23 protein-coding genes are annotated in these 25038 nt (G+C 41.6%); 8 read left to right on the plus strand and 15 right to left on the minus strand.

Annotated features, from left to right (window positions below; translation table 11 throughout):
* Positions 1 to 128: 128 nt before the first annotated feature.
* The gene (gene pmbA, locus ACIPUA_RS00600; protein WP_042846236.1) at positions 129 to 1469 is read right to left on the minus strand and encodes a metalloprotease PmbA; all 1341 of its coding nucleotides are present in this window, start codon (positions 1467 to 1469) and stop codon (positions 129 to 131) included.
* A 181-nt stretch (positions 1470 to 1650) separates the two neighbouring features.
* Here pmbA and yjgA point away from each other — a divergent pair, with 181 nt between their 5' ends.
* The 4 genes from yjgA (at position 1651) to ACIPUA_RS00620 (ending at position 4592) form a co-directional block, all read left to right on the plus strand.
* Positions 1651 to 2196 carry a ribosome biogenesis factor YjgA gene (yjgA, locus tag ACIPUA_RS00605; protein ID WP_042846237.1) on the plus strand — a complete coding sequence of 182 codons (546 nt, stop codon included), beginning with the start codon at positions 1651 to 1653 and terminating at the stop codon, positions 2194 to 2196.
* Positions 2197 to 2363: 167 nt separating this feature from the next.
* Complete coding sequence (locus ACIPUA_RS00610; protein WP_042846238.1) at positions 2364 to 2597, plus strand: hypothetical protein; 234 nt, start codon at positions 2364 to 2366, stop codon at positions 2595 to 2597.
* On the plus strand, positions 2594 to 2914 hold the full coding sequence (locus tag ACIPUA_RS00615) for a low molecular weight protein tyrosine phosphatase family protein (RefSeq protein WP_042846239.1): 321 nt from the start codon (positions 2594 to 2596) through the stop codon (positions 2912 to 2914). Before ACIPUA_RS00610 ends, ACIPUA_RS00615 begins: the two co-directional genes overlap by 4 nt.
* A gap of 88 nt (positions 2915 to 3002) precedes the next feature.
* Complete coding sequence (locus ACIPUA_RS00620) at positions 3003 to 4592, plus strand: hypothetical protein (RefSeq protein ID WP_449059186.1); 1590 nt, start codon at positions 3003 to 3005, stop codon at positions 4590 to 4592.
* A gap of 45 nt (positions 4593 to 4637) precedes the next feature.
* Here the strand turns inward: ACIPUA_RS00620 and ACIPUA_RS00625 are convergent, their stop codons facing one another.
* From ACIPUA_RS00625 to ACIPUA_RS00675, 11 genes are all read right to left on the minus strand, one after another.
* A complete protein-coding gene (locus tag ACIPUA_RS00625; RefSeq protein ID WP_173424814.1) occupies positions 4638 to 5225 on the minus strand; it encodes an RBBP9/YdeN family alpha/beta hydrolase in 588 nt (195 codons plus the stop codon).
* A 59-nt stretch (positions 5226 to 5284) separates the two neighbouring features.
* Positions 5285 to 5572: a barstar family protein gene (locus ACIPUA_RS00630; protein ID WP_042846241.1), complete on the minus strand. Its 288-nt coding sequence runs from the start codon at positions 5570 to 5572 to the stop codon at positions 5285 to 5287.
* 15 nt (positions 5573 to 5587) lie between these two features.
* Entirely contained in the window at positions 5588 to 6076 is a 489-nt protein-coding gene (locus ACIPUA_RS00635) for a ribonuclease domain-containing protein (RefSeq protein ID WP_042846243.1), read from the minus strand.
* Between the two features lie 101 nt (positions 6077 to 6177).
* Entirely contained in the window at positions 6178 to 7623 is a 1446-nt protein-coding gene (gene tldD, locus ACIPUA_RS00640) for a metalloprotease TldD (RefSeq protein WP_071548617.1), read from the minus strand.
* 5 nt (positions 7624 to 7628) lie between these two features.
* Positions 7629 to 8480: a deaminated glutathione amidase gene (gene nit1 / locus ACIPUA_RS00645; RefSeq protein ID WP_048606184.1), complete on the minus strand. Its 852-nt coding sequence runs from the start codon at positions 8478 to 8480 to the stop codon at positions 7629 to 7631.
* Positions 8480 to 12271 carry an AsmA2 domain-containing protein YhdP gene (gene yhdP, locus ACIPUA_RS00650; protein ID WP_198860918.1) on the minus strand — a complete coding sequence of 1264 codons (3792 nt, stop codon included), beginning with the start codon at positions 12269 to 12271 and terminating at the stop codon, positions 8480 to 8482. Before yhdP ends, nit1 begins: the two co-directional genes overlap by 1 nt.
* 24 nt (positions 12272 to 12295) lie before the next feature.
* Positions 12296 to 13765, minus strand: coding sequence for a ribonuclease G (gene rng / locus ACIPUA_RS00655; protein WP_042846247.1), 1470 nt, complete (start codon positions 13763 to 13765; stop codon positions 12296 to 12298).
* Positions 13762 to 14349 carry a Maf family protein gene (locus ACIPUA_RS00660; protein WP_129466433.1) on the minus strand — a complete coding sequence of 196 codons (588 nt, stop codon included), beginning with the start codon at positions 14347 to 14349 and terminating at the stop codon, positions 13762 to 13764. The genes rng and ACIPUA_RS00660 overlap by 4 nt, the downstream gene beginning before the upstream one ends.
* Before the next feature lie 36 nt (positions 14350 to 14385).
* Positions 14386 to 14874, minus strand: coding sequence for a rod shape-determining protein MreD (mreD, locus tag ACIPUA_RS00665; protein ID WP_042846252.1), 489 nt, complete (start codon positions 14872 to 14874; stop codon positions 14386 to 14388).
* Between the two features lie 37 nt (positions 14875 to 14911).
* On the minus strand, positions 14912 to 15880 hold the full coding sequence (gene mreC, locus ACIPUA_RS00670) for a rod shape-determining protein MreC (RefSeq protein ID WP_042846254.1): 969 nt from the start codon (positions 15878 to 15880) through the stop codon (positions 14912 to 14914).
* An 81-nt stretch (positions 15881 to 15961) separates the two neighbouring features.
* Positions 15962 to 17005, minus strand: coding sequence for a rod shape-determining protein (locus tag ACIPUA_RS00675; RefSeq protein ID WP_004908213.1), 1044 nt, complete (start codon positions 17003 to 17005; stop codon positions 15962 to 15964).
* A 604-nt stretch (positions 17006 to 17609) separates the two neighbouring features.
* On the opposite strand from ACIPUA_RS00675, the gene acuI reads away from it, so the two are divergent.
* The 4 genes from acuI (at position 17610) to accC (ending at position 21136) form a co-directional block, all read left to right on the plus strand.
* Positions 17610 to 18590 (plus strand): acrylyl-CoA reductase (NADPH), encoded by a 981-nt coding sequence (acuI, locus tag ACIPUA_RS00680; RefSeq protein ID WP_042846256.1) that lies wholly within the window; start codon positions 17610 to 17612, stop codon positions 18588 to 18590.
* Between the two features lie 233 nt (positions 18591 to 18823).
* Positions 18824 to 19288 (plus strand): type II 3-dehydroquinate dehydratase, encoded by a 465-nt coding sequence (gene aroQ / locus ACIPUA_RS00685; RefSeq protein ID WP_042846258.1) that lies wholly within the window; start codon positions 18824 to 18826, stop codon positions 19286 to 19288.
* A gap of 18 nt (positions 19289 to 19306) precedes the next feature.
* Entirely contained in the window at positions 19307 to 19777 is a 471-nt protein-coding gene (accB, locus tag ACIPUA_RS00690; protein WP_042846260.1) for an acetyl-CoA carboxylase biotin carboxyl carrier protein, read from the plus strand.
* Positions 19778 to 19789: 12 nt separating this feature from the next.
* Positions 19790 to 21136 carry an acetyl-CoA carboxylase biotin carboxylase subunit gene (gene accC, locus ACIPUA_RS00695; RefSeq protein WP_042846261.1) on the plus strand — a complete coding sequence of 449 codons (1347 nt, stop codon included), beginning with the start codon at positions 19790 to 19792 and terminating at the stop codon, positions 21134 to 21136.
* 75 nt (positions 21137 to 21211) lie between these two features.
* On the opposite strand, the gene ACIPUA_RS00700 is transcribed toward accC, so the two are convergent.
* Genes ACIPUA_RS00700 through ACIPUA_RS00710 form a run of 3 tightly spaced genes read right to left on the minus strand, consistent with a single transcriptional unit; the run spans position 21212 to position 25028 of the window.
* Positions 21212 to 22462, minus strand: coding sequence for an anaerobic sulfatase maturase (locus ACIPUA_RS00700; RefSeq protein ID WP_129466436.1), 1251 nt, complete (start codon positions 22460 to 22462; stop codon positions 21212 to 21214).
* Between the two features lie 31 nt (positions 22463 to 22493).
* The gene (locus ACIPUA_RS00705) at positions 22494 to 23210 is read right to left on the minus strand and encodes a GntR family transcriptional regulator (RefSeq protein WP_181468759.1); all 717 of its coding nucleotides are present in this window, start codon (positions 23208 to 23210) and stop codon (positions 22494 to 22496) included.
* Positions 23211 to 23258: 48 nt separating this feature from the next.
* Positions 23259 to 25028 (minus strand): sulfatase, encoded by a 1770-nt coding sequence (locus ACIPUA_RS00710; protein ID WP_181468760.1) that lies wholly within the window; start codon positions 25026 to 25028, stop codon positions 23259 to 23261.
* Positions 25029 to 25038: the final 10 nt, after the last annotated feature.

Below are 25038 nucleotides of genomic sequence, written 5' to 3' on the forward strand. Positions count from 1 at the left end.
ACACGCTGATGCTATTCAAATAATAAATTTAAAATCAACTAATTAACAGAATTTTTTATACTAAAATAAAACGCCTAATAAAATATATTAGGCGTTTTATTGTCAAACCGTTAGTAATAAGAGGCGTGTTACTCCCCAGCAATGCTCATTTCGGGGATCAAGACTGAACCACACTGAATATTGCTACGAGTTTCGATATCATCCGCAATAGTCACCATATTTGCCCACATATCTTTTAGATTACCGGCGATAGTGATCTCGCTTACAGGATATTGGATTTCCCCATTTTCTACCCAAAAACCTGAAGCACCACGCGAATAATCACCGGTAATGCCGCTCACACCTTGCCCCATTAACTCGGTCACGATTAAGCCTGTCCCCATTTGCTTGAGTAGCCCATCAAAAGAAAGACCTTGCCCTGCTATGCGCCAGTTATGAATTCCCCCCGCATGCCCGGTACTTTGTAAGCCCAGTTTTCTTGCTGAATAGCTAGTCAGCAACCAAGTTTGCAGAACGCCATCTTCCACAATATTGCGCTCAACGGTGCGTACCCCTTCACTATCAAATGGCGAAGAGGCTAACCCACCAATTAAATGCGGCTGCTCATTAATGGTTAACCAACTAGGCAGAATCTGCTTTCCTAGGCTGTCTAACAAAAATGACGACTTACGATAAATGCTACTGCCACTAATCGCCCCAACGAGGTGACCAAATAACCCTGTGGCGACTTCTGCAGCAAAAATCACGGGAGCCTTCATTGTTGGTAATTTTCTTGGTGATAAACGTGACAATGTGCGACGGGCGCATTCTTGACCTACCCATTCAGGGGATTGCAGTGCATCTATGCTACGGCCAATCGTATAAGCGTAATCCCGTTCCATCTGACCATTTTGTTCCGCAATTACACAGCTAGACATCGAATAACGGCTCGAACAATAGCTTTGCAGCATACCATGGGAATTACCAAATACACGGACACCGTAGTGACCATTAAAACTTCCACCTTCGGTATTTACAATGCGCGAGTCTGCATTTAGCGCTGACATTTCTGCCACAGAGGCTAAGCGAATAGCTTCTTCAGGTGAAAATTCAGTAGCTTGAAATAGCTTGAGATCAGGTGCATCAAAGGCCAATAATGACTTTTCAGCAGGCCCCGCACATAAATCTTCCGAGGTAAAACTTGCGATATCAATTGCTGCCTGTACGGTACGCTCAATCGCTTCAGGGCTTAAATCGGTTGAAGACGCGCTCCCTTTGCGTTGTTGATGATAAACGGTGATCCCTAATGCGCCATCACTGTTAAATTCAACATTTTCAACTTCACCTTGACGAGTGCTTACACTGATCCCTGTACTTTTATTCACTGCCACTTCAGCAGCATCGCAACGTGTTTGTGCAAATTCTAATGCGCGTGCGACCGCTTCTTCGAGTTTTTTACGTTGTTCAGTGACTTGTTCAGTTATACTCATGCAATTAATCCAATAATGTGGGGAAAAGTGATTTTCTACCCTAACAAGCAAATGCTAGGTAGTCATAAAGGGGTTTTCCCAGTTACAATAGATAATAGTCAAATGTTAACACTCACAACGCAGTAAATCATGCTAATTACTCGTAATTACATTACTGTGTTTGGTAAAAAGGAAAATTGATATGGCCAAACAGCCTGATGACTGGCTGGATGATATCCCAGCGCCGCAAGACGAAGAAGAAGAGGAGATCATTTGGGTCAGTAAAAGCGAAATCAAACGCGATGCTGAGATCCTCAAAAAACTGGGTGCTGAGCTAGTCGATTTAAGTAAAAGCGAATTAGAGCGCATCCCATTAGATACTCAACTCCTTGAAGCAATTGAGCTTGCTCAAAAAATTAAGCGTGAGGGACGCCGCCGTCAATTACAACTTATTGGCAAATTACTGCGTTCACGAGAAGTTGAGCCGATTACCGAGGCGCTAGATAAACTTAAAAATCGTCATAACCAGCAGATCGTGATCTTACATAAAATAGAAGATCTACGCACCCGCTTGTTAGAAGGCGGTGATGAAGTGATTGAAGATGTTGTTGCGCTTTTCCCGAGTACTGATAGGCAACAACTGCGTGCATTAGTCCGTAATGCTAAAAAAGAACGCGAAACCAATAAACCACCAAAAGCGTTTCGCCAAATATTTCAATATTTGAAAGAGCAATCTGAAATTTCTTAACCCCTTTTCCCCTAGGCTACCTTATAGCTAGGGGAAATTAAGCAATAGTCTGAAAGTCCCTTCCTTGCTATTGATAGCGTGCCGAATGCCACGTATTATCCCCCTGTTAGTCATACTCTGACCCGTATTATCGCGGCTGCTGAACCACGATAAATAATGAGGAAGATATGGATAATACCCGAGATAGAGCATGGCGCAGAGCCAAAGCTCGCATCAATAAATCACGTGATCAACTTAACGCACGCTTAGTTGACTGTTATACCCCAGAAAAAAACTGGAAACAAATGTACGGTCGAAGTGAAAAAATGGTCCGTGCAGCTCAACTAGGCATGGCTTACCCGCAAGTTAGTCGTAGCCAACTTGTACGTAACAGCCTTGAAGAGATACAAAATAACCAGTGAATATTCTATTCATTTGCAGTAAAAATCAATGGCGTAGTCCAACCGCTGAACAGATCTGGCGCAACCATGAGAGTTGGGTCACCCGTTCAGCGGGAACAAGCCGTAATGCAAGGTGCCCTGTAAATGCGGATTTGATCCGCTGGGCAGATGTGATTTTTGTCATGGAACAAAAACATAAAAACCGCTTACAAGCTGATTTTTCACGCTTACTTGAATACAAGCCACTTCATATTCTTGATATCCCTGACAATTATCAATATATGGACCCTGAATTGGTTCAAATATTACAAGACACTGTTCCGAGCTATCTTTCTTAGTAGCGTAAACTTAGCCAATTATTTTTTTGCAAGTTTTGCACTATTTCAACAATATATTATGAATATAATCAATGAAATGGTTGATATTATGAAAAAATGGTTGTCCTCAATTTTTGGCCAAAAACAATCTGGTTACCCATGTGTATGGGATACAAATAAGCCGTCGATTTACCAACAATTACTCCCGTGGCAAGAGCAACTTTCTCCCTTACCTGAATCCCTCTCTGAGCTTCCTAATACACCAAGTGTGGATGATAACCAAGTTCGCTGGGCAAATGGGGCAGAAGATGGGGTATTAGGGCATCATGGCGGCTTCGGTAACAGTGAAACCGATATACATGAACTCTATTCGCTATTAAAGGCAGCCGTTGAAAAAGGGGATAAACCTTCTGTTAATCAATTTTATCAATATGTGGCTCAAAACACGCCAATTTCTTATATTGATGATTTAATTGAGCTTATCGTCAAGAAACAAGACTTGCCTGCCGCTAAATTAGCCGAATTTACCGACTGGCTGTTACACAATAGCCCCGATAAAAATACAGTGAAGCTGGCGATTGCCTTTTGTGTATTTTTTCCTAGCCACGAGCGGCTAAACACGCTGTATACCCTTGCAGCACACGATGAATTTACCCTTTATGCTATCTTTCCCATTCACACCATCATTGAGTCACCTGAAGAATATGAAGTAATGTGGATAAAAATGGCTAAGCGAGTTGAAGGTTGGGGACGAGTGCAGCTTATTGAACGCCTGCCCGAACAGTTAAGTGAAGAAACGCGGCAGTGGATACTCACTGACGGTTATATGAATCAGGTAATGATTGAATACACAGCTTGGCAATGTGCGACTTACTGTCACCTTGCAGATGAACTTGAGACATTGAGCAATATAACATTGCTAACCGCGGCGACTCATATCATCCAAGCTCTACTCGATGGTGGTCCAGCCCGTGATATCCATGATTATGAAGATGCACCACGCTGCTGCTTAAATTATTTACAGCAAGTCAAAAAGCATGATTATTCATTAGAATACTATTTTACTATTCAAGGAATTCTTGAGTTCTTCCAAAAACATAATAACCAATATGACAACAGTTCTGACATTATTTCATTAGCACAATTAATTTTAGATAATCCATATTGGGATACCTTAATCAATCATGGTCTAAACAGTCATGACAGTTCACTATTTCGCCAAGCCACTTATGTTGCAAAGTCACGCAAACAAGACGTTTTTCCATACCTCTATGAAAAACAATATACTCAACCAGAAAGCAATCTATGGTATGAGTTAATGCAAACTGATGATATTGAAAAAGTTAAGCAAGTAGCTGCACTCGCTGAAGAGCAGTTTGCTTTAGATGAAATTGCTACAGGCCCTCGTGATGACTTAGGAATTGGGTCCAACTACCTGCCACACGGTCAACTGGATTTTATTCTACGAGAACTGCATCGCTTTCCAGATATTGGCTTCCCACTCATTCAGTGCGCTTTGCAAAGCCCCGTTGTACGTAACCGTAATATGGCGTTAAAGGCTTTATTCAGTTGGAAAAGAGAAACATGGCCGGAAGGTTTAGAGGCATTTTTAGCTAATTGCTACGAGGTTGAACCAAATCAGGAAACTAAACAACGATTTGATTCATTGCTAAAAGGCTTGCCATTTGATGACACCTAATTAGGTTAGCAAAGCAAGCACAACACCGTCTGCTTTGCTTTCCCTTTAGCTGAAATGGCGTTTGATTGTCTCTAATAGCGTTGGAAACTTTGTATAACCTTCCCTATCAAGGAAATGGCCTGCATTTTGCTCAAAAATCACCTGCGTTTTTAACAGTTCCGCCAGCGCTTTTGATGACTGAGGTGACACTATTTCATCATTGGTTGATATGATTGAAACACGTTTATCAGCCACACCAATCAATGAAGCGTAATTGAGCGGGCTGGTAGTATGACTGCGCAGTTCAGGAAGCGTCTGCTGCTCTTCATCAAAACCCGACACTAAAATATAGCCGGCAACAGCTTGGTTTTGGCTATCAATAAATTGTAATGCCGTCACACAACCAAGGCTATGACCAATAAAGATAGTATTCTCATCAATATCAAAAGGTAAGCTTTGCAATTTTTGCTGCCATTTTAGCGGATCAGGTGATAATGGCTCAGGCATAGCAGGAACATGAACAAAAGCGCCCAAATTTTCAAGTTCAGATTTTAGCCACGGAAACCAATTCTTTTTAGGTGAAGCAGTATAACCATGCACAATAACAAATTTTTTGTTTTGCAGTGGTAATGGTGTTGATGTGAAATCACTCATTCTAAAATCCCTATCAACTCAGTTATCTTACTTAAACTTTACCATGAGTAATGGGTAGATCAGTTAGAGCTTTTTGTTATATCTAAAGCAAAAATAAACTCTTCTTCCCACATATCTTGCGCATCATTCATAACGTCAATAATGTCTGAAAATTGAATACGCTGTTCAGATGTCATATGTGAAAATGTAATCGTTACAGGTAATTCAATACCTGCGGAAACCATGTCCCATAAGGCATCAAGGTTATATCCAAACCAATCTGGTAACGAAAATTGCTGGGCAAACTGATGATAAAAATCGTCAAATGTATTAATGTGCCTAAAGTCAAAACTGACATTTTTACTCATCATTCGCCCCTTGTCTTATTTTACTTGTTTAAAGCTTTTATAATGATCTTGGGTGATAAAAATCATCCCATCTGACGAGTATAACAAACGGTCAGCCCCTCGATGCCCACAACGGTAATTAATATCGGCTTCAAACCACTGGCGTTCTTGTGCAATAGGTAACCTTTTCTCACGATTAGAAAAACGATCTCCCCCGATTGCCCTGCCGGGTAGAACCTCGCAGAGATTACCTTTTTTCGCATTCCACCCTGCTTCACGTGCCTGTTTCTTCGTCATATAAAAGGCTGGAAGCTTTTGGTATTTTTCCATAAAACTGACTACATTATCTTGCGCAGTGAGTTTATCGATGGTTTGCGGAGCTTCCTTTGGCGTTATCGCTTCACGAGAAGGCGGGTTATTTTGAGTCGCCGGTGGTTCCGGTGCCGTTTTGTCCCCGCCATTAAAATAGAGGCTAATCACAATCAAAATAGCCATTAACACTACGGATAAAAGACGTTTATTCATAACACCTCTGTTATTTTGTGCTTTGCAAAGACACAATCGCCCCAGTCACAATAGCGTCACTAGGGCGAACAAAGCCTATTTTATATTATAGTCCTGAAAAATTACGCGGTACCACCAACGGTAAGTTTATCCAGTTTTAATGTGGGTTGACCGACACCAACAGGGACACTTTGCCCTTCTTTACCGCAAACCCCGACACCTTTATCAAGGGCTAAGTCATTACCGACCATTGAGATTTGTTGCATAGCCTCAACACCAGAGCCAATTAATGTCGCCCCTTTCACTGGAGAAGTAATTTTCCCATTTTCAATCAGATAAGCTTCTGATGTAGAAAATACAAATTTACCCGAGGTAATATCCACCTGACCACCACCAAAGTTCGGTGCATAGATACCTTTGTCAACACTCGCAATAATTTCTTCAGGTGTTGAAGACCCCGCTAACATATAGGTGTTAGTCATTCGAGGCATTGGTAAGTGCGCATAAGACTCACGACGTGCATTGCCCGTTGGAGAGACTCCCATCAGGCGTGCATTTAGTTTATCTTGAATATAATTACGCAAAATACCATTTTCTATTAGAACGTTATACTGACCCGGTACACCTTCGTCATCGATTGCAAGAGAGCCACGACGACCAACAAGAGTGCCATCATCTACAACAGTACACAGTGACGACGCCACCTGCTCACCAATTTGGCCAGAAAAAACAGAGGTACCACGGCGATTAAAGTCACCTTCTAAGCCATGCCCTACCGCTTCGTGCAGTAAGACACCCGGCCAGCCAGCGCCAAGAACAACAGGCATCATACCCGCTGGTGCAGCAACCGCAGATAAATTCACCAAGGCCATACGCACAGCTTCACGTGCATATTGCTCAGCAACAACTTGCCCTTGATGGATCTCCAAGAAGTACTCATAGCCATAACGGCCACCACCACCACTTGCGCCACGCTCACGTTTACCATCATGCTCAACAAGTACACTGACCGATAGACGAACTAGCGGGCGAATATCTGCTGCCAGTGTACCGTCTGTTGCAGCCACCAGCACTTGCTCATAAACCCCCGTTAAACTTGCATTGACTTCAATTACACGAGGATCTTCTGCACGAGCGACCTGATCTACACGGTGCAACAAATCAATTTTTTGCTCTCGAGATAGGCTCTGTAGCGGGTCGGTCACTGAATACAGTTTTTTATACTCAACACCCGTTAAAATTTGTGATTTGCCAGAGCCCTGTTCATTGACAATGCTGCGTGCCGCTTTCGCACTTTGTGCCAGCGCTTGTAGTGAAATTTGGTCAGCGTAAGCAAAACCTGTTTTTTCACCACTCACTGCTCTGACTCCAACACCTTGGTCAATATTGTAAGAGCCATCTTTAATGATCCTATCTTCAAGAACCCACGACTCATGGAAACTTGACTGGAAGAAGAGATCTGCGTAATCCAGATGGCGTTCAGATAACATCCCTAAGATGTCATACAGATTTTCTTGTTCAAGGCGATTGGCGGCCAGCAAATGTTCGCTGACAGAAACTAAACTCATATTCGTTACTCTTTGGTTTCTTTTTTAATTAATGATGTCAGTTGCGGCCTAAAGCGGTTATGTTTTACCACTCTGATTTGCTCACGCATGACACCTAAGCTGTCCGTTTTTATATTCAAGACGGTAGATGCGACCGCATCCACATTCTTTTTGATAACTTTACCCCAACCATCGACTGCAAGGCTATGCCCCCATGTGCGACGTGTACCATGAACCCCAACTTGGGCTGGCGCTAGAATGTAGCACTGGTTTTCAATCGCACGAGCACGTAACAGAGGTTCCCAATGTGCCTGACCGGTATAACGAGTAAATGCCGCTGGAACTGAAATAATTTCAGCGCCTTGCTCACGTAACGCTTGGAACAAACCAGGGAAACGCAAATCATAACAAATCGTCATGCCAAGGCGACCCACCGGGGTATCAACAACCGTAATATGTTCGCCACGTTGATAAATTACGGATTCGTTATAATTACCTTGTTCATCTTCAATGTTCACATCAAACATATGAATTTTATCGTAGCGTGCTTTAATATTTCCTTCGGAATCAAATAATAAACTACTGCTGGTAATACGCTCAGGGTCTTCACGGCTAATCAATGGCATAGACCCAACTAAAATCCAAACATTATAACGCTTAGCCATTGCAATGACGGCATCTTGAAGCGGGCCTTTCCCCTGAACTTCAGCTTGTTTACGGTAAGCCGCTGCATCTGCAAATAATAATGCATTCTCAGGTGTCAGTACTAACTTAACAGTGTCAGGTAACTGTTTGATTTGTTGCTCTATTTGTGCCAAATTGTGTTTAGTATTATTTCCGCTACATAACTGCAAAAGTGCAACATTACCATTTTTCATTACTCTTGAGTCTCCTTCAGTTGGCGTAATACTTCATCAATTTTTGGCTCGTCCAAGCTACCTGTCACGCGATAACGAATAACAGAAACTTTACTCCATAATGGACCGAGCACTTTTGTCGCTGCGAAAACAGCAGCGCCTGCAAAAGGGTTTAACACAAATGCGGTTGCTACACCTACTGTAGCAGAAATTTCAGGAGTGATGACCGCTTCTAAGTTAATTTGCCGTTTAACGAGGTTGATTTCCCCACTCAGCGCAATATCTGCGACCAACCCATCAACATAAGTATTTTTGGATGCCATCACACCATTATGAATAGTGGCATCACCTTTAATAGAGTCAAAATTAAAGTCATCACTGAACGTATCGCGAAAATCGAGTTGTAACTTACGCAATAACGCATCAAAACTCACTAGACGTAGAATTTGCCCAGCTCGACCTCCGCCCATTTGTGCTATTGCACCTTTACCTAATTTCGCTGACAACTTACCATTTAAGGTAGCAATATCCGGTGACCATGGAAGGTTCGCCCAGTCTAAATCGAATTGTATGGTATAAGGTGATTCAATAATGGGCACTAATATCCCGAAATAGGCTGCTGTTTCATCAAATGCGCCCCCCGTCAGAGAACCCGCGATTTCTGTTTTATTACCGTTCTGACTGTGCCAAATTGCATCTAATTTTAACTGTGTCGCACTATTATTTAATGTACCACCCGTTAAGCGTAGTGAGTGCCCCATAGGCTGAATATTGGCGCTGATTTCCCCCAATTTCTGCCCTGCAACCCAGCACTCTTTACAATTAAAGTGCAATTGTGGCCATTGGCTGAAATCAAACTGAGCAGGCCCCGCTAAGCTATCTTGATTACCTGCAAGTGAACTTGGGTTGTAATACAAATAATCAATAGCGACCTGCCATGGTTGATTAGCAAAAATTTGTAGTGACCCTTTTAAATTTTCGCTATCAATGTTGACTTGCTGCTCTGCACGCTGCAAATCATAGGTAAAATTGACATTTTTCCAATCTTGCCCGCCAAGGTTAATTGTTGGAATATGGATATCAAGTGATTCAGGTAAACGGATACTCATATCCCCTTGGCCGCGATTAGATGACATTAATAGCCCTGCAAGGCTCTGCCAATTCTCATCGGTCATAGGCGGTAAATCCACCGCAAAAACTGACTGTTTTGGTAACTCTGGGAGCTTATTTTGCCATGGTGCAACATGCGCTTTTAATAACTTTAATGGCTCATCACCCAAACTCCACAGCGTGTTAAAACCAAGACGCTTGCCAATATCACCACCTACCGTCAATTGCTCTGTTGTTCCTTTAGCTTGTACATTTATTTCCCCAAGCTCAGCCAGTAATTGGTTATTCAATGCAGGTAACTGGCTTTTGAGTTGTTTTAAGCCCGCGGTGACATCAATTTGTAAACCGACCTGTTGTTTCGCCGACTCGGGTATTGTGATAGCAACATGGCTTTTCCAATCACTATTACCAGAAACCCGTTGTTTTATTTCCTCAGGTAGCATTGATAACTTATTCAGTGCCCAATTCCCCGCAATATCAACGTTTACCTGATAATCTTTAGCCCCGTCTGATGTGTTAAAATCTACGGAAATAGGTTGACCAAACCACTGCCCCTGGAGTTTCTCACCTCGTAAGTCACCATTATTAAAGACGAAACTTCCTGTGAGAGAAGAAATTGTGCTATCAATCGGCTGAATGAATAAATCATTTTTATTAAGGTTAACGCTTCCTGTTGCTACGACATCTTTCCCGGCCACCAGTGGGATAGATAGCCCCAACTGGCCATTCACCGTACCCCCTATTTGTAACTCTTCTAGAGTGTCACCAATTGAGTGCTTCATCGGCGTATGGGTAAAATATTGTTGGATTTGTTTTCCAGTTCCACTGACATCAGCATTGATATACAGCATTTCTTTCGTGTAATCAGGGATATTGGCATCAAGGTTAGTTGCAGTCGCATCGCCGAGTTTGACGCTTGGCACATGCATGAATAACCCAGCACGCTTAAAGTCCAAATCGATATCTAAATCCAATAAGGCTGGCCATTCATGATCGTACTCAAACGTTGCATCACGTAACGGGACATAAACTTGGAATTGACCATCATTATTATCATAAGGGAAATTTGCTGGGTCACCTTTATATACTAAGGTTGCATTATCCACCTTTCCTGCAATAACCGCCTTTGTTAGGTAATCAGCAACATCTTGCCCCATCAGTTTTTGTGGAAAATAACGCCATGCGTCTCCCGCATCATCCAAACGTAAGCCAGCTAAAATAGCTAAATCTGCATAATTCCCTTTCTTCGCTTTGGCATAACGAAACTCCCCGTTTGCCCAAAGTGATTTGGCTTGTACATCTAAAGATGGGCTCCAGAGCTTAAACTCACTGTCATTATCCAACCAATAAAGCTGCCCATTAGCCGTTTTTATCTCAAAAGGAGCTTTAAATTCGTCACGATAATCCACCTGACTATCTTGTAAGCTAACTGAGGCTCCCCCACTTTGCATGCTACCCGCTAAGACACCCGAAAAATGATTAATCGAAGGAAGCGCTTTCCATTTTTTCCAGCTAACATCCTGCCAATCCATACTAATTTGCATGTGTTCTGGCATATTCTGTGTGAGATCAAGGGCAAACTCACTGACGACACCCGTTGGTTGGCGATGCTGCCAATCCTGTACCATCTCGGGCGTTAGAAATGAAAAAGTGGGTAATACTTCACTTAAGCGTTCTAATTCAATATTTTTTGCTCGTATACGCCAGTGGTCGTTATCCTGATATTTTTTTGAAGCGGGTAAATACAAAACAGAAACATTACCTTGCGGCCAAATATATTCATTGGTTTTCAACGTATCAAGTTCAGGGATATTAAATAGCCAGCCATTCCCCTGCCTTTTCATGCGTAGCAATAAATCATTCACTTGCAGGTTTTGCGATAAACTGCCGGTTCCCCAGTTAGCTTCCCCTTGACGCAATTGAACTAGCCCACTTTCAATTTGCTGGTTTTTCAAGCTAATCCATGAAGAGAGGCTAAAGTTAGCATCTCGTAATGACGTGTTTTCTCGTAGCCAGCGACTAAGCCAAGGTTGCATATCAATATTATCGGCTTGCAGGTAAAAAATACCGTCACTTAAGACACCGTTTTTATCCGATACGTCTAATTTAACTTGCAAATAACCATGTTGTTTATTGATTGTTTCGAGGCTGACAAAACCTTGAGCCCTATGACGTTCATTTTCATTTAGCCAAGAGAGTTCAGGTAAAATTAAGGTGGTTTTTTGCCCTGAGGGCGTGAGAAAAGTTAACTGACTTTCTTTTAAGATAAAGTGGTCGAATTGACGTAAAAACAATTCTTCAATGCTGTCTAATGACTCCCCCTCAGAGGAACCTTCGAAATTAAAAGGGACCTTATAATCGACATTGAGCTGATAGAAGGTTAAATCACGAAAGCGCCAACGCAACGATAATATTGAACTCCAAATATCTAATTCGACGTCAATCACGCTCGCGGTTATATCTGTGGTTTCATTTTGTAATTCCACATTAGATAACATGAAGGTTGGGCCAAAATACTGCCAAGCCCCTTCAATTTTGCCAATTTGCACTGTGACATCATTATTTTTTTCAATGTAAGCAATGATATCTTGGCGGTAGCTATCAATATTCGGCAAGAGGAAACGCAAGCCTGTCAGCACTAGTGCGCACAGCAATAAGATAACCGCAGTGGTTACTAGTACTACACGTGGTAGTCGTTTCACTCATTTCTCCTTCAAACAATAATGCTACATCATGACAACATCAAAACGTTCCTGACTGTATAGTGGTTCAATCTGGACTTTAACCTGCTTACCAACAAAAATTTCAACTTCGGCAAGTGCGTGAGATTCGTCCCCTTTAAGTACATCCACAACCGCTTGAGATGCATAAACAAGGAACCTATCTGCATCGATAGTGCGATGAACTCGAACTATTTCCCGTAAAATTTCATAGCACACAGTTTCTACTGACTTAACTGTACCTCGACCTTGGCAAGTTGGGCAATCATCACACAAAACATGTTCAAGGCTCTCTCTTGTCCGTTTACGCGTCATTTCGACTAAACCAAGCTGAGAAAAGCCATTAATGGTCGTTTTAACTTTATCTTTAACCAGTGCTTGTTCTAATGATGCTAACACACGGCGGCGATGTTCTGGATCAACCATATCGATAAAATCGATAATAATTATACCACCAAGGTTTCGTAAACGAAGTTGCCTTGCTATTGCTTGAGTAGCTTCAATATTAGTATTGAAAATGGTTTCTTCTAGGTTACGATGCCCAACAAACGCCCCAGTATTAATATCAATGGTCGTCATCGCTTCAGTTTGATCGATAATTAAATAACCACCTGATTTTAACTCGACCTTTCTATCCATCGCGCGTTGGATTTCATTTTCGACATCAAACAAATCAAAAATGGGTTGATTCCCCTGATAGAGTTCCAATTTTGCCGTCATTTCAGGTACGTATTCTGCAATAAACTCTTGTAATTGAGTATAAGTCAAACGGGAATCAACGCGAATACGATCAAGATGAGCACCTGCAAAATCACGAATAATACGAAAAGCGAGAGCCAGTTCACCGTAGATTTTAGTCCGAGTAACATTACGTTTTTTACGCTCAATCACTTTAGCCCAAAGCCGTTTTAGGAAGGCGGCATCTTGTTTAACTTCTTCCTCGCCCACCCCTTCCGCTGCGGTACGGATAATAAAACCGCCATTTTCATCACAATATTGAGAAACGCACTGTTTTAGCCGTTCTCTTTCTTCTTCACTTTCAATGCGTTGTGAAACACCAACATGGGATGCCCCAGGCATAAAAACCAAATAGCGCGATGGCAATGTAATATCTGTCGTCAAACGAGCCCCCTTGGTTCCTAGAGGGTCCTTAACAACTTGGACAATCAAGTCCTGCCCTTGTTTTACTAATTCAGCAATGTCTCTGACATGAAAGTTTTTTTGCTCATCGCCAGCAATACATTCAGTGTGCGGCATAATATCAGAGGCATGCAAAAAGGCAGCTTTATCTAGACCAATATCAACAAAGGCCGCCTGCATACCGGGTAACACGCGGCTCACACGGCCTTTGTAAATATTCCCTACTAGCCCTCTTTTGGCTTCCCGTTCAACATGTATTTCTTGTAAGATCCCACCATCAATATAAGCAACACGCGTTTCAGATGGTGTAATATTTACTAATAGTTCCGCAGTCATGACTTCCCCTTACCATCACCTAACGCTAAAAATCGCTGAATGAGTTCATCTGTTTCAACCAGTGGTAAACCAACAACTCCATGGTAACTACCGTTAATTTTCCGTATAAAACGCCCACCAATTCCTTGTATTGCATATGCTCCCGCCTTATCCATAGGCTCGCCTGACTGTATATAATCCCGTATTTCAAGTAAAGATAACTCGCGAAAGGTCACATCTGTCACAATCAGTGACTGTATAGTCTGTTGGCGGTTAGATAATGCGATACCCGTCATTACTTGGTGTGTTTTCCCCGATAGCGCGCTTAGCATGGCTTCCGCATGTTTGTTATCTTGAGGTTTTTCCAATATTTCCCCATCAAGCACCACAATCGTATCTGCACCTAATACCGGACAATCTTCAGGGGCAATTGCAACACCAGCCAATGATTTATCGCGCGCAAGGCGTTGGACATAATCTTGAGGGGACTCACCCTGCTGCCACTGTTCTTCTACCTCTGGGCGTAAAACCTCAAAGGTATAGTTAAGTTGCTGAACTAGTTCACGCCTACGGGGTGAGCCAGATGCAAGATAAATTAAATTCATAAACTGTATTCCCTGTCAGAACGGATACCTAAAGCCTTAACACACTGAAAATTGTCGGCGAATTTTTCGTAGAAGCAAAAATAGCCATGGCCACAGAATACCATTCACTAGGCTATTCCAGAATACTTGTGGGTGAAATAATACTTGTGAAGACAGAAACTCAGCCCAAAAAACAGCTAAATCCTGAATGACTGTCAGTAACATAATCACTAAAGCTTGCTGCCACAGAGCCATATTACGCAATAACTGGTGCTTATAAGCAACAAGATAGCAAATTATACTAAAAGAAAGGGCATGAACCCCCAGAGCAGAACCTTGAATGGAATCAACGATAATTCCCAAAATAAAACTTGTGCCTACGCTAACACGATGCGGCAATGCCATGACCCAATAAGTGAGGATCAATAATAACCATGTAGGGCGGTAAAAACTTAGTTGTTCAGGCCAAGGCATGACTTGCAAAATTAAGGCAATAAAAAAAGATAACCAAATGATGGCTCGCCCGTTACCACGATACTCATCCATTCTATTTTCCCCTCCTCACCATACTCAATTCCCCTCTCTATGGTTCTGATACTGGAGACATTGACGGCGGCAGTGGAGGCCCCTGAATTTCACTTGGATTAGGTAATACTTGAGGCAGTACTTTCATTAAGCGTTCATTAGCCGCACGATATACCTCTGACGGCTTTAACGGAGTTTTAGGGTCGTTATCATTTCCCCATAAAAGGAGCAGATAACGTAAACGTTGTAGTTCTGCACTCGGCTTGGCACTAATAATCGTATAAGCGCGTTGTGTATCGTGTTTAACCGCAGAAACAACGGCAACTGGGTAACCTTCAGGGAAACGCCCCCCTAACCCAGAAGTCACTAATACATCCCCTATGCGAATATCGGTATTTTCAGGTAATGGCTCTAATTGTATGTCATCCGTACAACCAGACCCAGCAGCAATAACACGCACATCATTTCGTAGTACTTGTACGGGCAATGCATGAGTTGTATCACAAATGAGTAAAACTCGACTATTGAAGTTACTGACGCCGACAACTTGGCCTACAACACCTTTATCACTAATAACAGGCTGCCCTTCGTAAACCCCTTCGTTACTGCCTTTATCTATCACAACTTGGTCGCGATATGGTGTATTCGCCCCTGAGATAACTTGCGTTACCATCATGTGTTCATCTTGACGAAGTGGCGAACCTAGCAACTCTCTTAAACGTGCATTTTCTTGTTTAAGTTGCTCTAGTAAAAGATTATCCGCTTTTTTCAGCAACAATTCTTGACGTAATGCCCTGTTTTCAAACTGTAATTGTTCGCGAGAGGTGAAACTTTCAGAGATGTTATCCAAAAATTGACGTGGCCCATTTGCTAAAAAATAGAATGGGCTAACCGCCGTGTCTAAGTAAGTACGGATTTTATTGAAAGGCTCAAATCGATGGTCAATCACCACCAGCACAAGTGCAATGATTACCGCAAAAATAATGCGTAACTGTAGGGATGGACCTCGCCTAAAAATTGGCTTCATGTGTGGCTAAGTTTCGCTAATGTCAGAGGATCAAAAATAGTCAAAGCAGCTAGGGTTTACTAGCTGCTTATAGCTGGCCATTTAGTCTTCGCTAAACAGGTCACCACCGTGCATATCGATCATTTCTAATGCTTTCCCGCCACCACGAGCGACGCAAGTTAGCGGATCTTCTGCAACAATAACTGGGATACCAGTCTCTTCCATCAATAAGCGATCTAAATTACGAAGCAGCGCGCCACCACCAGTTAATACCATACCGCGCTCTGAGATATCAGATGCTAGTTCAGGTGGGCACTGTTCAAGCGCTAGCATTACCGCGCTGACAATCCCAGTCAGTGGCTCTTGTAATGCTTCTAAAATTTCATTTGAATTCATTTTGAAACCACGAGGTACGCCCTCTGCAAGGTTACGACCACGGACTTCAATTTCATAAACTTCATCCGTTGGGAATGCAGAGCCAATCCCGTGTTTAATACGTTCTGCGGTTGCCTCACCAATCAGTGAACCGTAATTACGGCGCACATAGTTAATGATGGACTCATCAAAACGGTCACCACCAATACGTACTGAAGATGAATAAACAACACCATTTAAAGAAATAACCGCCACTTCAGTGGTACCACCACCGATATCAACAACCATAGAACCCGTTGCTTCAGATACAGGTAAACCTGCGCCAATTGCTGCTGCCATTGGTTCTTCAATTAAGAATACTTCACGTGCCCCTGCACTCAGTGCGGATTCACGGATAGCTTTACGTTCAACTTGCGTTGCCCCAACTGGTACACAAACTAATACTCGTGGACTTGGACGTAAAAAACTGTTGCTATGAACTTGTTTGATGAAGTGTTGTAACATTTTTTCTGTCAGGAAGAAGTCGGCGATTACGCCATCTTTCATTGGTCTGATTGCAGAAATATTACCAGGTGTACGTCCCAGCATCTGCTTGGCTTCACCACCGACCGCCGCAACACTTTTTGGCGAACCGGAGCGGTCTTGACGAATAGCAACTACAGAGGGTTCATTTAATTTGACGCCTTGTCCTTTAACATAAATAAGGGTATTGGCCGTACCCAAGTCAATAGACAAGTCATTAGAAAACATGCCACGAAATTTTTTAAACATAATGAAAGAGTTATCCTGCAAGCTGGGGACGAATATAAACCCGTCTACTCTACCAACCACTTGAAGCTGCCTCAAGGCGTTAATGGGCGACTTCTAAAAATATGGTTAATTCATCTATTATCACGTACTGTACTGTACATGCTTCTCATCAAAACGAAGCAGATAAAAGCCCCAAAAATAGATATTTATTTTACTTTTTCCATCATTAGATGAAATTACGTAAAAAAACCTATTCTTTGGCTGTTATATACTCCATTGTTTGTATTCCCAGTGTGACAAGTAATTATGACTACAAGTTCAAATAATATTGATATCTTTTTATTATTGCTACTCACTGGTTATTTTCACTACAAATTAGATGAATTTCACGAGTGTTAGCTCTATTATCTACCAAAAATAAGGCAAATTTGTATCAGTACGCAAAATGAATTAGTCGCGATGCGTTATTTTGCATGATAAAAGCCTATGTATGCCAGAAAAAAATAAATTTTTACAAAATAATTACATTATTAATAGCTTAAGAACCGTTATTACGTCAATGAAATACCGTTAAATTTTCGGCATTTTTACATGACATATTTAATCATTTTACTAGGAGTGAACGATGAAAGCTCTCGTCCTAAATCAAGCAGATGAAAAAATTGTCGCAAATATTCAATCTCTGACAACAGAAATGCTGCCAGCCGGAGACATTATAGTCGATATTCACTGGTCAACGTTAAATTATAAAGATGCTTTGGCCATTTGTGGGAAAGCAGGCGTAGTACGCCAGTATCCGATGGTCCCTGGTATTGATTTTTCAGGGGTAGTCCACCACAGTGAAGACCCAAGGTTTCAAGTTGGTCAGCATGTGTTATTAACAGGGTGGGGAGTCGGTGAAACTCATTGGGGCGGGTTAGCCTCCCAAGCGAGAGTTCCTGCGAAGTATTTAACCCCATTACCTGAAAATTTATCCTTGAAGCAAGCCATGGTCATTGGTACGGCAGGCTTCACTGCCATGCTATGTGTTAATGCGTTAGAAGAAGCAGGCATCACTCCAGATAAAGGCGAAGTGATTGTTAGTGGGGCAAGTGGTGGCGTAGGGAGCACTGCCGTGCAATTACTCTCCCTTTTAGGCTATGACGTTGTCGCAATTTCAGGGCGCGAAGAGAATAACGCTTACTTGCAAAGCTTAGGGGCTAAAAGGGTATTACCTCGCAGCGATTTCACCCACGCGGCCAAACCGTTAGATAAACAACTGTGGGCTGGCGCCATTGATACTGTAGGCGGGGAATTGCTAGCCAATCTTCTTGCTCAAACCAATTACAACGGGGCAGTAGCAGCTTGTGGTTTAGCCGGTGGGTTTAACTTACCAACCAGTGTGATGCCTTTTATCTTACGTAATGTGCGTTTACAAGGCGTTGATTCTGTTTACTACCCAGCGGCAAACCGCCCTAAAGTGTGGGAACGGCTTTCTCAAATACTGCCAGCCTCATTCTATGAGCACGTCAGTTCAGAGATTAAACTGGAAGATTCTGCTGAATTTGCACAAAAACTCTTAAAAAATGAAGTAACAGGGCGTACCCTTGTCAATCTACGCACCTAATCACAAATTTGCTGCGGTATTCTCCAAAAATAAGGATTACCGCACAATTCACAAAATAAATTCGGGTAATTTCTCTGATAAGACCAGTATTTTGCTGCTAAATGCCACGAAATAATTATAATGGCTCCCCTTGTCAGCCAAAAAAACATTTATTTTTATGATAAATGATGACAAACCCTCAACATCGGGTTATGTTGTCGGGCTATTGATATATCGTCGGAGTTAGCAGCATAATGACAGAAGATATTCACATTTTGCTCCTGAATGGGCCAAACCTGAACCTGCTAGGAACGCGTGAGCCAGGTACCTATGGCAGCAAAACCCTATCAGACATTGTTTCCAAACTGACGCAGGAAGCCAATGAGTTAGGGGTAAAATTGAGCCATTTTCAGTCAAATGCAGAACATGAGTTAATCGATAAAATTCATGCTTCCCGCAATGATGTTGATTTTATTCTAATCAACCCGGCTGCATTCACACATACCAGTGTAGCTCTGCGTGATGCGTTACTGGCAGTTTGTCTTCCATTTATCGAGATCCATATCTCGAATGTGCATGCCAGAGAACCATTTCGCCAACATTCTTATTTATCCGACCAAGCTGTCGGTGTAATTTGTGGTCTAGGCGCGGATGGCTACAGTTTTGCTTTGCAGGCTGCAGTTAACCGTGTGCGTCTAATTAATTCAATCCAAATATAAGAGTACGGAATCATATCCATGGATATTCGTAAAATTAAAAAGCTGATCGAGCTGGTCGAAGAGTCTGGCATTTCTGAACTGGAAATTTCTGAAGGTGAAGAGTCAGTACGTATCAGCCGCATTTCTGCCGCTTCTCAGGCTATGGCAGCACCGCAACAATATTACTCAGCACCTGTCGCACAACAGCCTGCATTAGCAAATGCTGTTGCTCCATCAGAAGCAATGGCTGCACCAGCGGCTCCAGCTGCAGTTGCAGGTCACCAAGTCCGTTCACCAATGGTAGGGACTTTCTACCGTGCACCAAGCCCAGAAGCACAACCGTTTGTTGAAGTTGGCCAAACTGTCAGCGTTGGTGATCCTCTTTGCATCGTTGAAGCGATGAAAATGATGAACCAAATAGAAGCAGATAAAGCAGGCGTAGTTAAAGCTATTCTGCTGCAAAACGGTGATGCAGTAGAATTTGACGAGCCACTAGTTGTTATCGAATAACGAGGCGTCTCCATGCTGGAAAAAATTGTTATCGCTAACCGTGGGGAAATCGCACTACGTATTTTGCGTGCCTGTAAAGAACTTGGCATCAAAACTGTAGCGGTTCACTCAACGGCTGATAGCGATCTAAAACACGTGTTGCTGGCTGATGAAACCATTTGTATCGGTCCTGCAGCATCCGCGAAAAGTTACTTAAATATCCCTGCGATTATTTCAGCAGCGGAAATTTCAGGCGCGCAAGCGATCCATCCGGGATATGGTTTCTTGGCTGAAAACGCTGATTTCGCAGAACAAGTTGAAAACTCAGGCTTTATTTTTATCGGTCCAAAAGCTGAAACCATCCGCCTAATGGGCGACAAAGTTTCTGCTATTAACGCGATGAAAAAAGCAGGTGTTCCTTGCGTTCCGGGTTCAGATGGCCCGCTAGGCAATGATGCAGAAAAGAATAAATCCATCGCAAAACGTATTGGCTACCCTGTAATCATCAAAGCATCAGGTGGTGGTGGTGGTCGTGGTATGCGTGTGGTTCGTAACGAAAAAGATTTAGAATCATCGATTAACCTCACACGCGCAGAAGCCAAATCTGCATTCAATAATGACATGGTTTACATGGAAAAATTCCTTGAAAACCCACGTCATATTGAAATTCAAGTGATGGCGGATGGTCAGGGTCACGCTGTTTACTTAGCAGAGCGTGATTGTTCAATGCAACGCCGTCACCAAAAAGTGGTAGAAGAAGCTCCAGCACCAGGTATCACGCCTGAAATTCGCCGTAATATCGGTGAGCGCTGTGCAAATGCATGTATTGAAATTGGTTATCGCGGTGCGGGTACCTTCGAATTCTTATTCGAAAACGGTGAATTCTATTTCATCGAGATGAATACCCGTATTCAAGTTGAACATCCAGTTACTGAAATGATTACTGGTGTCGACTTAATTAAAGAACAGTTACGTGTCGCATCTGGTTTACCGCTATCTGTAAAACAAGAAGACATTATTGTTCACGGTCATGCTGTTGAGTGCCGTATTAACGCTGAAGACCCGAATACATTCATTCCAAGTCCAGGTAAAATCACCCGTTTCCACTCTCCTGGTGGTTTTGGTGTGCGTTGGGAGTCGCATATTTACGCAGGTTATACTGTACCTCCTTATTACGACTCAATGATTGGTAAATTAATTACTTACGGTGAAACTCGTGAAATTGCCATTTCTCGTATGAAAAATGCATTAAACGAGCTGATCGTCGATGGTATTAAAACCAATATTGAATTGCACCAGATGATTATGAATGATGAAAACTTCCAAAAAGGTGGGACTAATATCCACTATCTGGAGAAAAAACTGGGTATTTCTGAATAATTTTTTGAAATAGCCCGTTTTATTTATCGTCAAAAAATACCGCGAAGCTCAGCTGCGCGGTATTTTTTATTGAATTTAATTAATATGGCGAATTGGGATTGTATTTTCGATAGGTGCAGCACGCTGGAATAAGTGTAAATTATCCATCACCGAGGCTGGGGGGCGACGAAAACGTAGCTCATTCGCCATATATTGCATATAGGGGTCAATGTGGCTAAAAATTGCCTTATAACCCTCACATAAATGATTATGCCATTTATTCTCAACTTTTTCTGTCCTATGCTTTGGGCATCCCCCATGACAAGCAAACTTAAATTCACATTTCTGGCACAATGAAGAAAGGTTGAGTTTTTGTTGGCCAAAACGTTGCTGCTGCTTACTATAAACTAGCTTATTGAGAGGCTTACTTAATAAATTACCCAGTTTAAATTCGGGATAGACAAAATGGTCGCAACTATAAATATCCCCATTTTGCTCAGCCACTAAACCGTATCCACACGCCGGCTGCATAACACAAAAACTAGGCATATCACCAGACCAAGCCGCAAGCGAGTTATCAAACAACTGGACAAAGACCTTCCCAACATCTTTTCTTACCCAAATATCAAAGACTTTATTAATAAAATCGCCGTATTGCTTCCCTGTTATTGACCATGAGGTTAGCGTTTTCTCTCCCGCTTCTTGTGGGTAGCTCAAATGTTGAAATTTACTATTGTTCATTTCATATTCGACAACAGGAATAAACTGCAAGTAATTAGCTTGAAGTTCTTCGGTAATAAAACGGTAGATTTCTTCTGGATATTTTGCCGTCTCATTATTAATCACCGTCAAAATATTAAAATCAATTTGATACTCTTTGAGTAGGCGAATTGCATTGATAACTTTATCAAAAACCGAATTACCTGAATTGGATTTTCGATAAATATCATGTAGCCATTGTGGGCCATCAAGGGAAATTCCGACTAAGAAATGATGTTCTTTTAAAAACTTAGCCCATTCAGCGGTTAACAATACCCCATTTGTTTGTATGCTATTGTAGATTTGCTTTCCTTTTCCATACCGCTTTTGGTATTGGATCACTCGTTGGAAAAAATCCATCCCCGCCATTAACGGTTCACCCCCTTGCCAAGTAAAATCAATTTCATGGCTTGGTGATAATTCAATGTACTGACGAATATATTCACGTAATGTATTGTCGTCCATACATTTTAATTTTTTACTATTAAAATCAGTTTGGTGTTCTTTTTCTAGATAAAAGCAGTAATCACACTTTAAATTGCACTGATAACTTGTTGGCTTAGCCATTATGTGAAACGCTTTTTTCATAGTAACCTCTTAAGTTTTGGCAACGGACATCTTAGCTGCCATTCACTTTATACTCGTAATAGTTGCTTAAATAACTACCTTCCATATATAAAATGGCTTCATTATCTTTGTTGTAGTCAATACGGCAACGAGAAAATATGGGGGTTTTCTCATCGATATCTAATAATTCCATTTCTTGTTTTGTTGGAACAAGTGCTGATAATTTTTCAGTATAATGGTTTGAATTTAGCCCTTTGGATTCTAAAAAAAGATAAATAGACTCTTCTAAATCCTCTGCTGTAATGCTTTCAATACAAGGTGGAAAATAAAAACAATTGTATTGAATCGGTTTATTTCCTTTTGTAATAACCCTTTCCACTTTGGTCAGAACTGAGCCTTCCGGCAATTTCATAATTTCACTGATATCTTTATTTGCCGTAACTTTGTTTATCGAAATAATATTACGTTTTACTCTTTGTGTTGCAGCCCCCAATACTTGGGTATGGATTGTTGCATAGGCTTTTTTAGAATTTCGAATAACGAGAGTGCCAACCCCTCGAGATCGTTTTACATACCCTTCTTTTTCTAATTCCGAAAGTGCCCTTCTTGCCGTGATCCTGCTGATCCCAAACATTTCTTGAAATTCAGCTTCTGTCGGAAAAGTGTCGTTTTTCCTATATTCACCTTTATTTAGCTTATCTACTAAAATATCATACACTTGCGCGTATAACGGTTTTGAATGCGTACTATAATCTAGTTGTTTTTTCATATATTAATCACAATTACCCGATGTTAGCCCACCGGGTAATGCTCTTATTTATTTTAATCGCATTTCCAGAGCTACCCGGTATAAAAGCTCATTATGGTTTTCTACTGGAAAATTATCAATAATGAAATCAACTAGCTGTTTTTGTGTTAACCCACCTTCTAATTGTTTGATAAACCTGTCCTTTATCGTCTTTAAATGACGGGTTTCGATATATTGTAATAATGACATCGCACCATATTTAACTTCCTGTGTGAGCGGATATTGGTCAAATGCAGTTTTCGCTGCTCCAGCCTGCTTATGCTCTTGTTCAATTTGCTCAAGGGAAACTGGTTGCTCTTTCGATAAACCATAACGAGCATACAACTCTTCAGGAGCATCATTTTGTAACATCATTAAACGAATATTTTCGAGTAAACGCTGTTCTATTACCACATTGAGGATTGGTGACGTTTGTGCCGGGTCTTGCTTAACATGGTATAAACGATGTCCAAAACGGTCTGAGTCTGTTGTCATCACACTCGTTGCAGGGATTTTTAATACTGAGCAACCTTGTGTGAAATCAAACCCCTCATATAACTCTGTTCCTTGTAACTCTTTAGGCGTAAACCGCCGGTTTATACGTGTTGGCATCAAAGTATAATCATGAAGCCCCTCGGTTCCTTGAACAACAGGAGAGCGCATATAAACATACTCACCATCTGTGATATTAATCTGACAGCCATGGTAGCCAAACAGCGCATATTCGCGAATAGGTTCATCTTTAGCAAGCCCAGCTAATATGCTTTTTCCTTGCATATTTTTAGGGATTGGTGCATTAAAATAATCAAGTAACGTAGCCGGTATATCAATAGTTTGAGCCAACATCTGCCTTGATACCCCATTGGTATCCAAATCAGGGTGGCAAATAAAAAATGGTGTATTCGCGATTTCGTTATAAAGTGGCATGATATTTTTCCCCCACCAATCATGTTCACCTAATAAGAAACCGTGATCCGTATTTACAATTAATAGCGTATCTTCCCATAAATTGTATTTATCAAATATATCAAGAACCTGACCAACATATGCATCGACCATCGTTACTAGTGCTTGATAAAAACCACGGATCACTTTTTGCCTAGACTCATCCTCAGTGACAAAATAATACGGCGGCCAGCCATCAAAATGAGCATTGGATAAACCATAAAGTTGTAGGTATTTTTCAGGTACATAAAACGGTTCATGAGGATCAAAACACTCGAGCTGTAAAAACCAATTATCATCCGAGTGATTAGTTTCAATAAATTCAATACCGTGACTAATTGTTTGTACCAGTGGATGATCTTTTTCATCCTGCATATATTGCTGATTAATCAGGTGCTGGGTACGACTGGCTATTTTACGCTGTTTATTTTCATCAGGTTCACCTGATTCATAATGAACAACTGGCTTATTCACAACACCTTTCCAGTTATCCCCCTCTTGCCCCCGAATAAATTCATATGTTGAGAAACGCGAGTGGTAGGTTGCACCGCCATCTCGCCAGTAATGTTTGTGATCCGTAACTAAATGAGTATGAATACCTTGTTTTTTCAGTATTTCAGGCATCGACTCATCAAATGGCTCAATCGGGCCCCAGCTACGATGAAGGAAATTATATCTCCCGGTATGCAATTCTCTCCTTGCAGGCATACAAGGCATACTGCCAACATAAAAATTATCAAACTTCAGTGCGCGTTTACGTAATCGCTCAAAATTAGGAGTAATGGTTGTTTGGCAGCCATAAGCCGACAACATATGTTTATTCAATGAATCAAACATTAACATTACAGCTTTCATTGTTATTTCC

Source organism: Providencia sp. AGC89 (assembly GCF_053543535.1).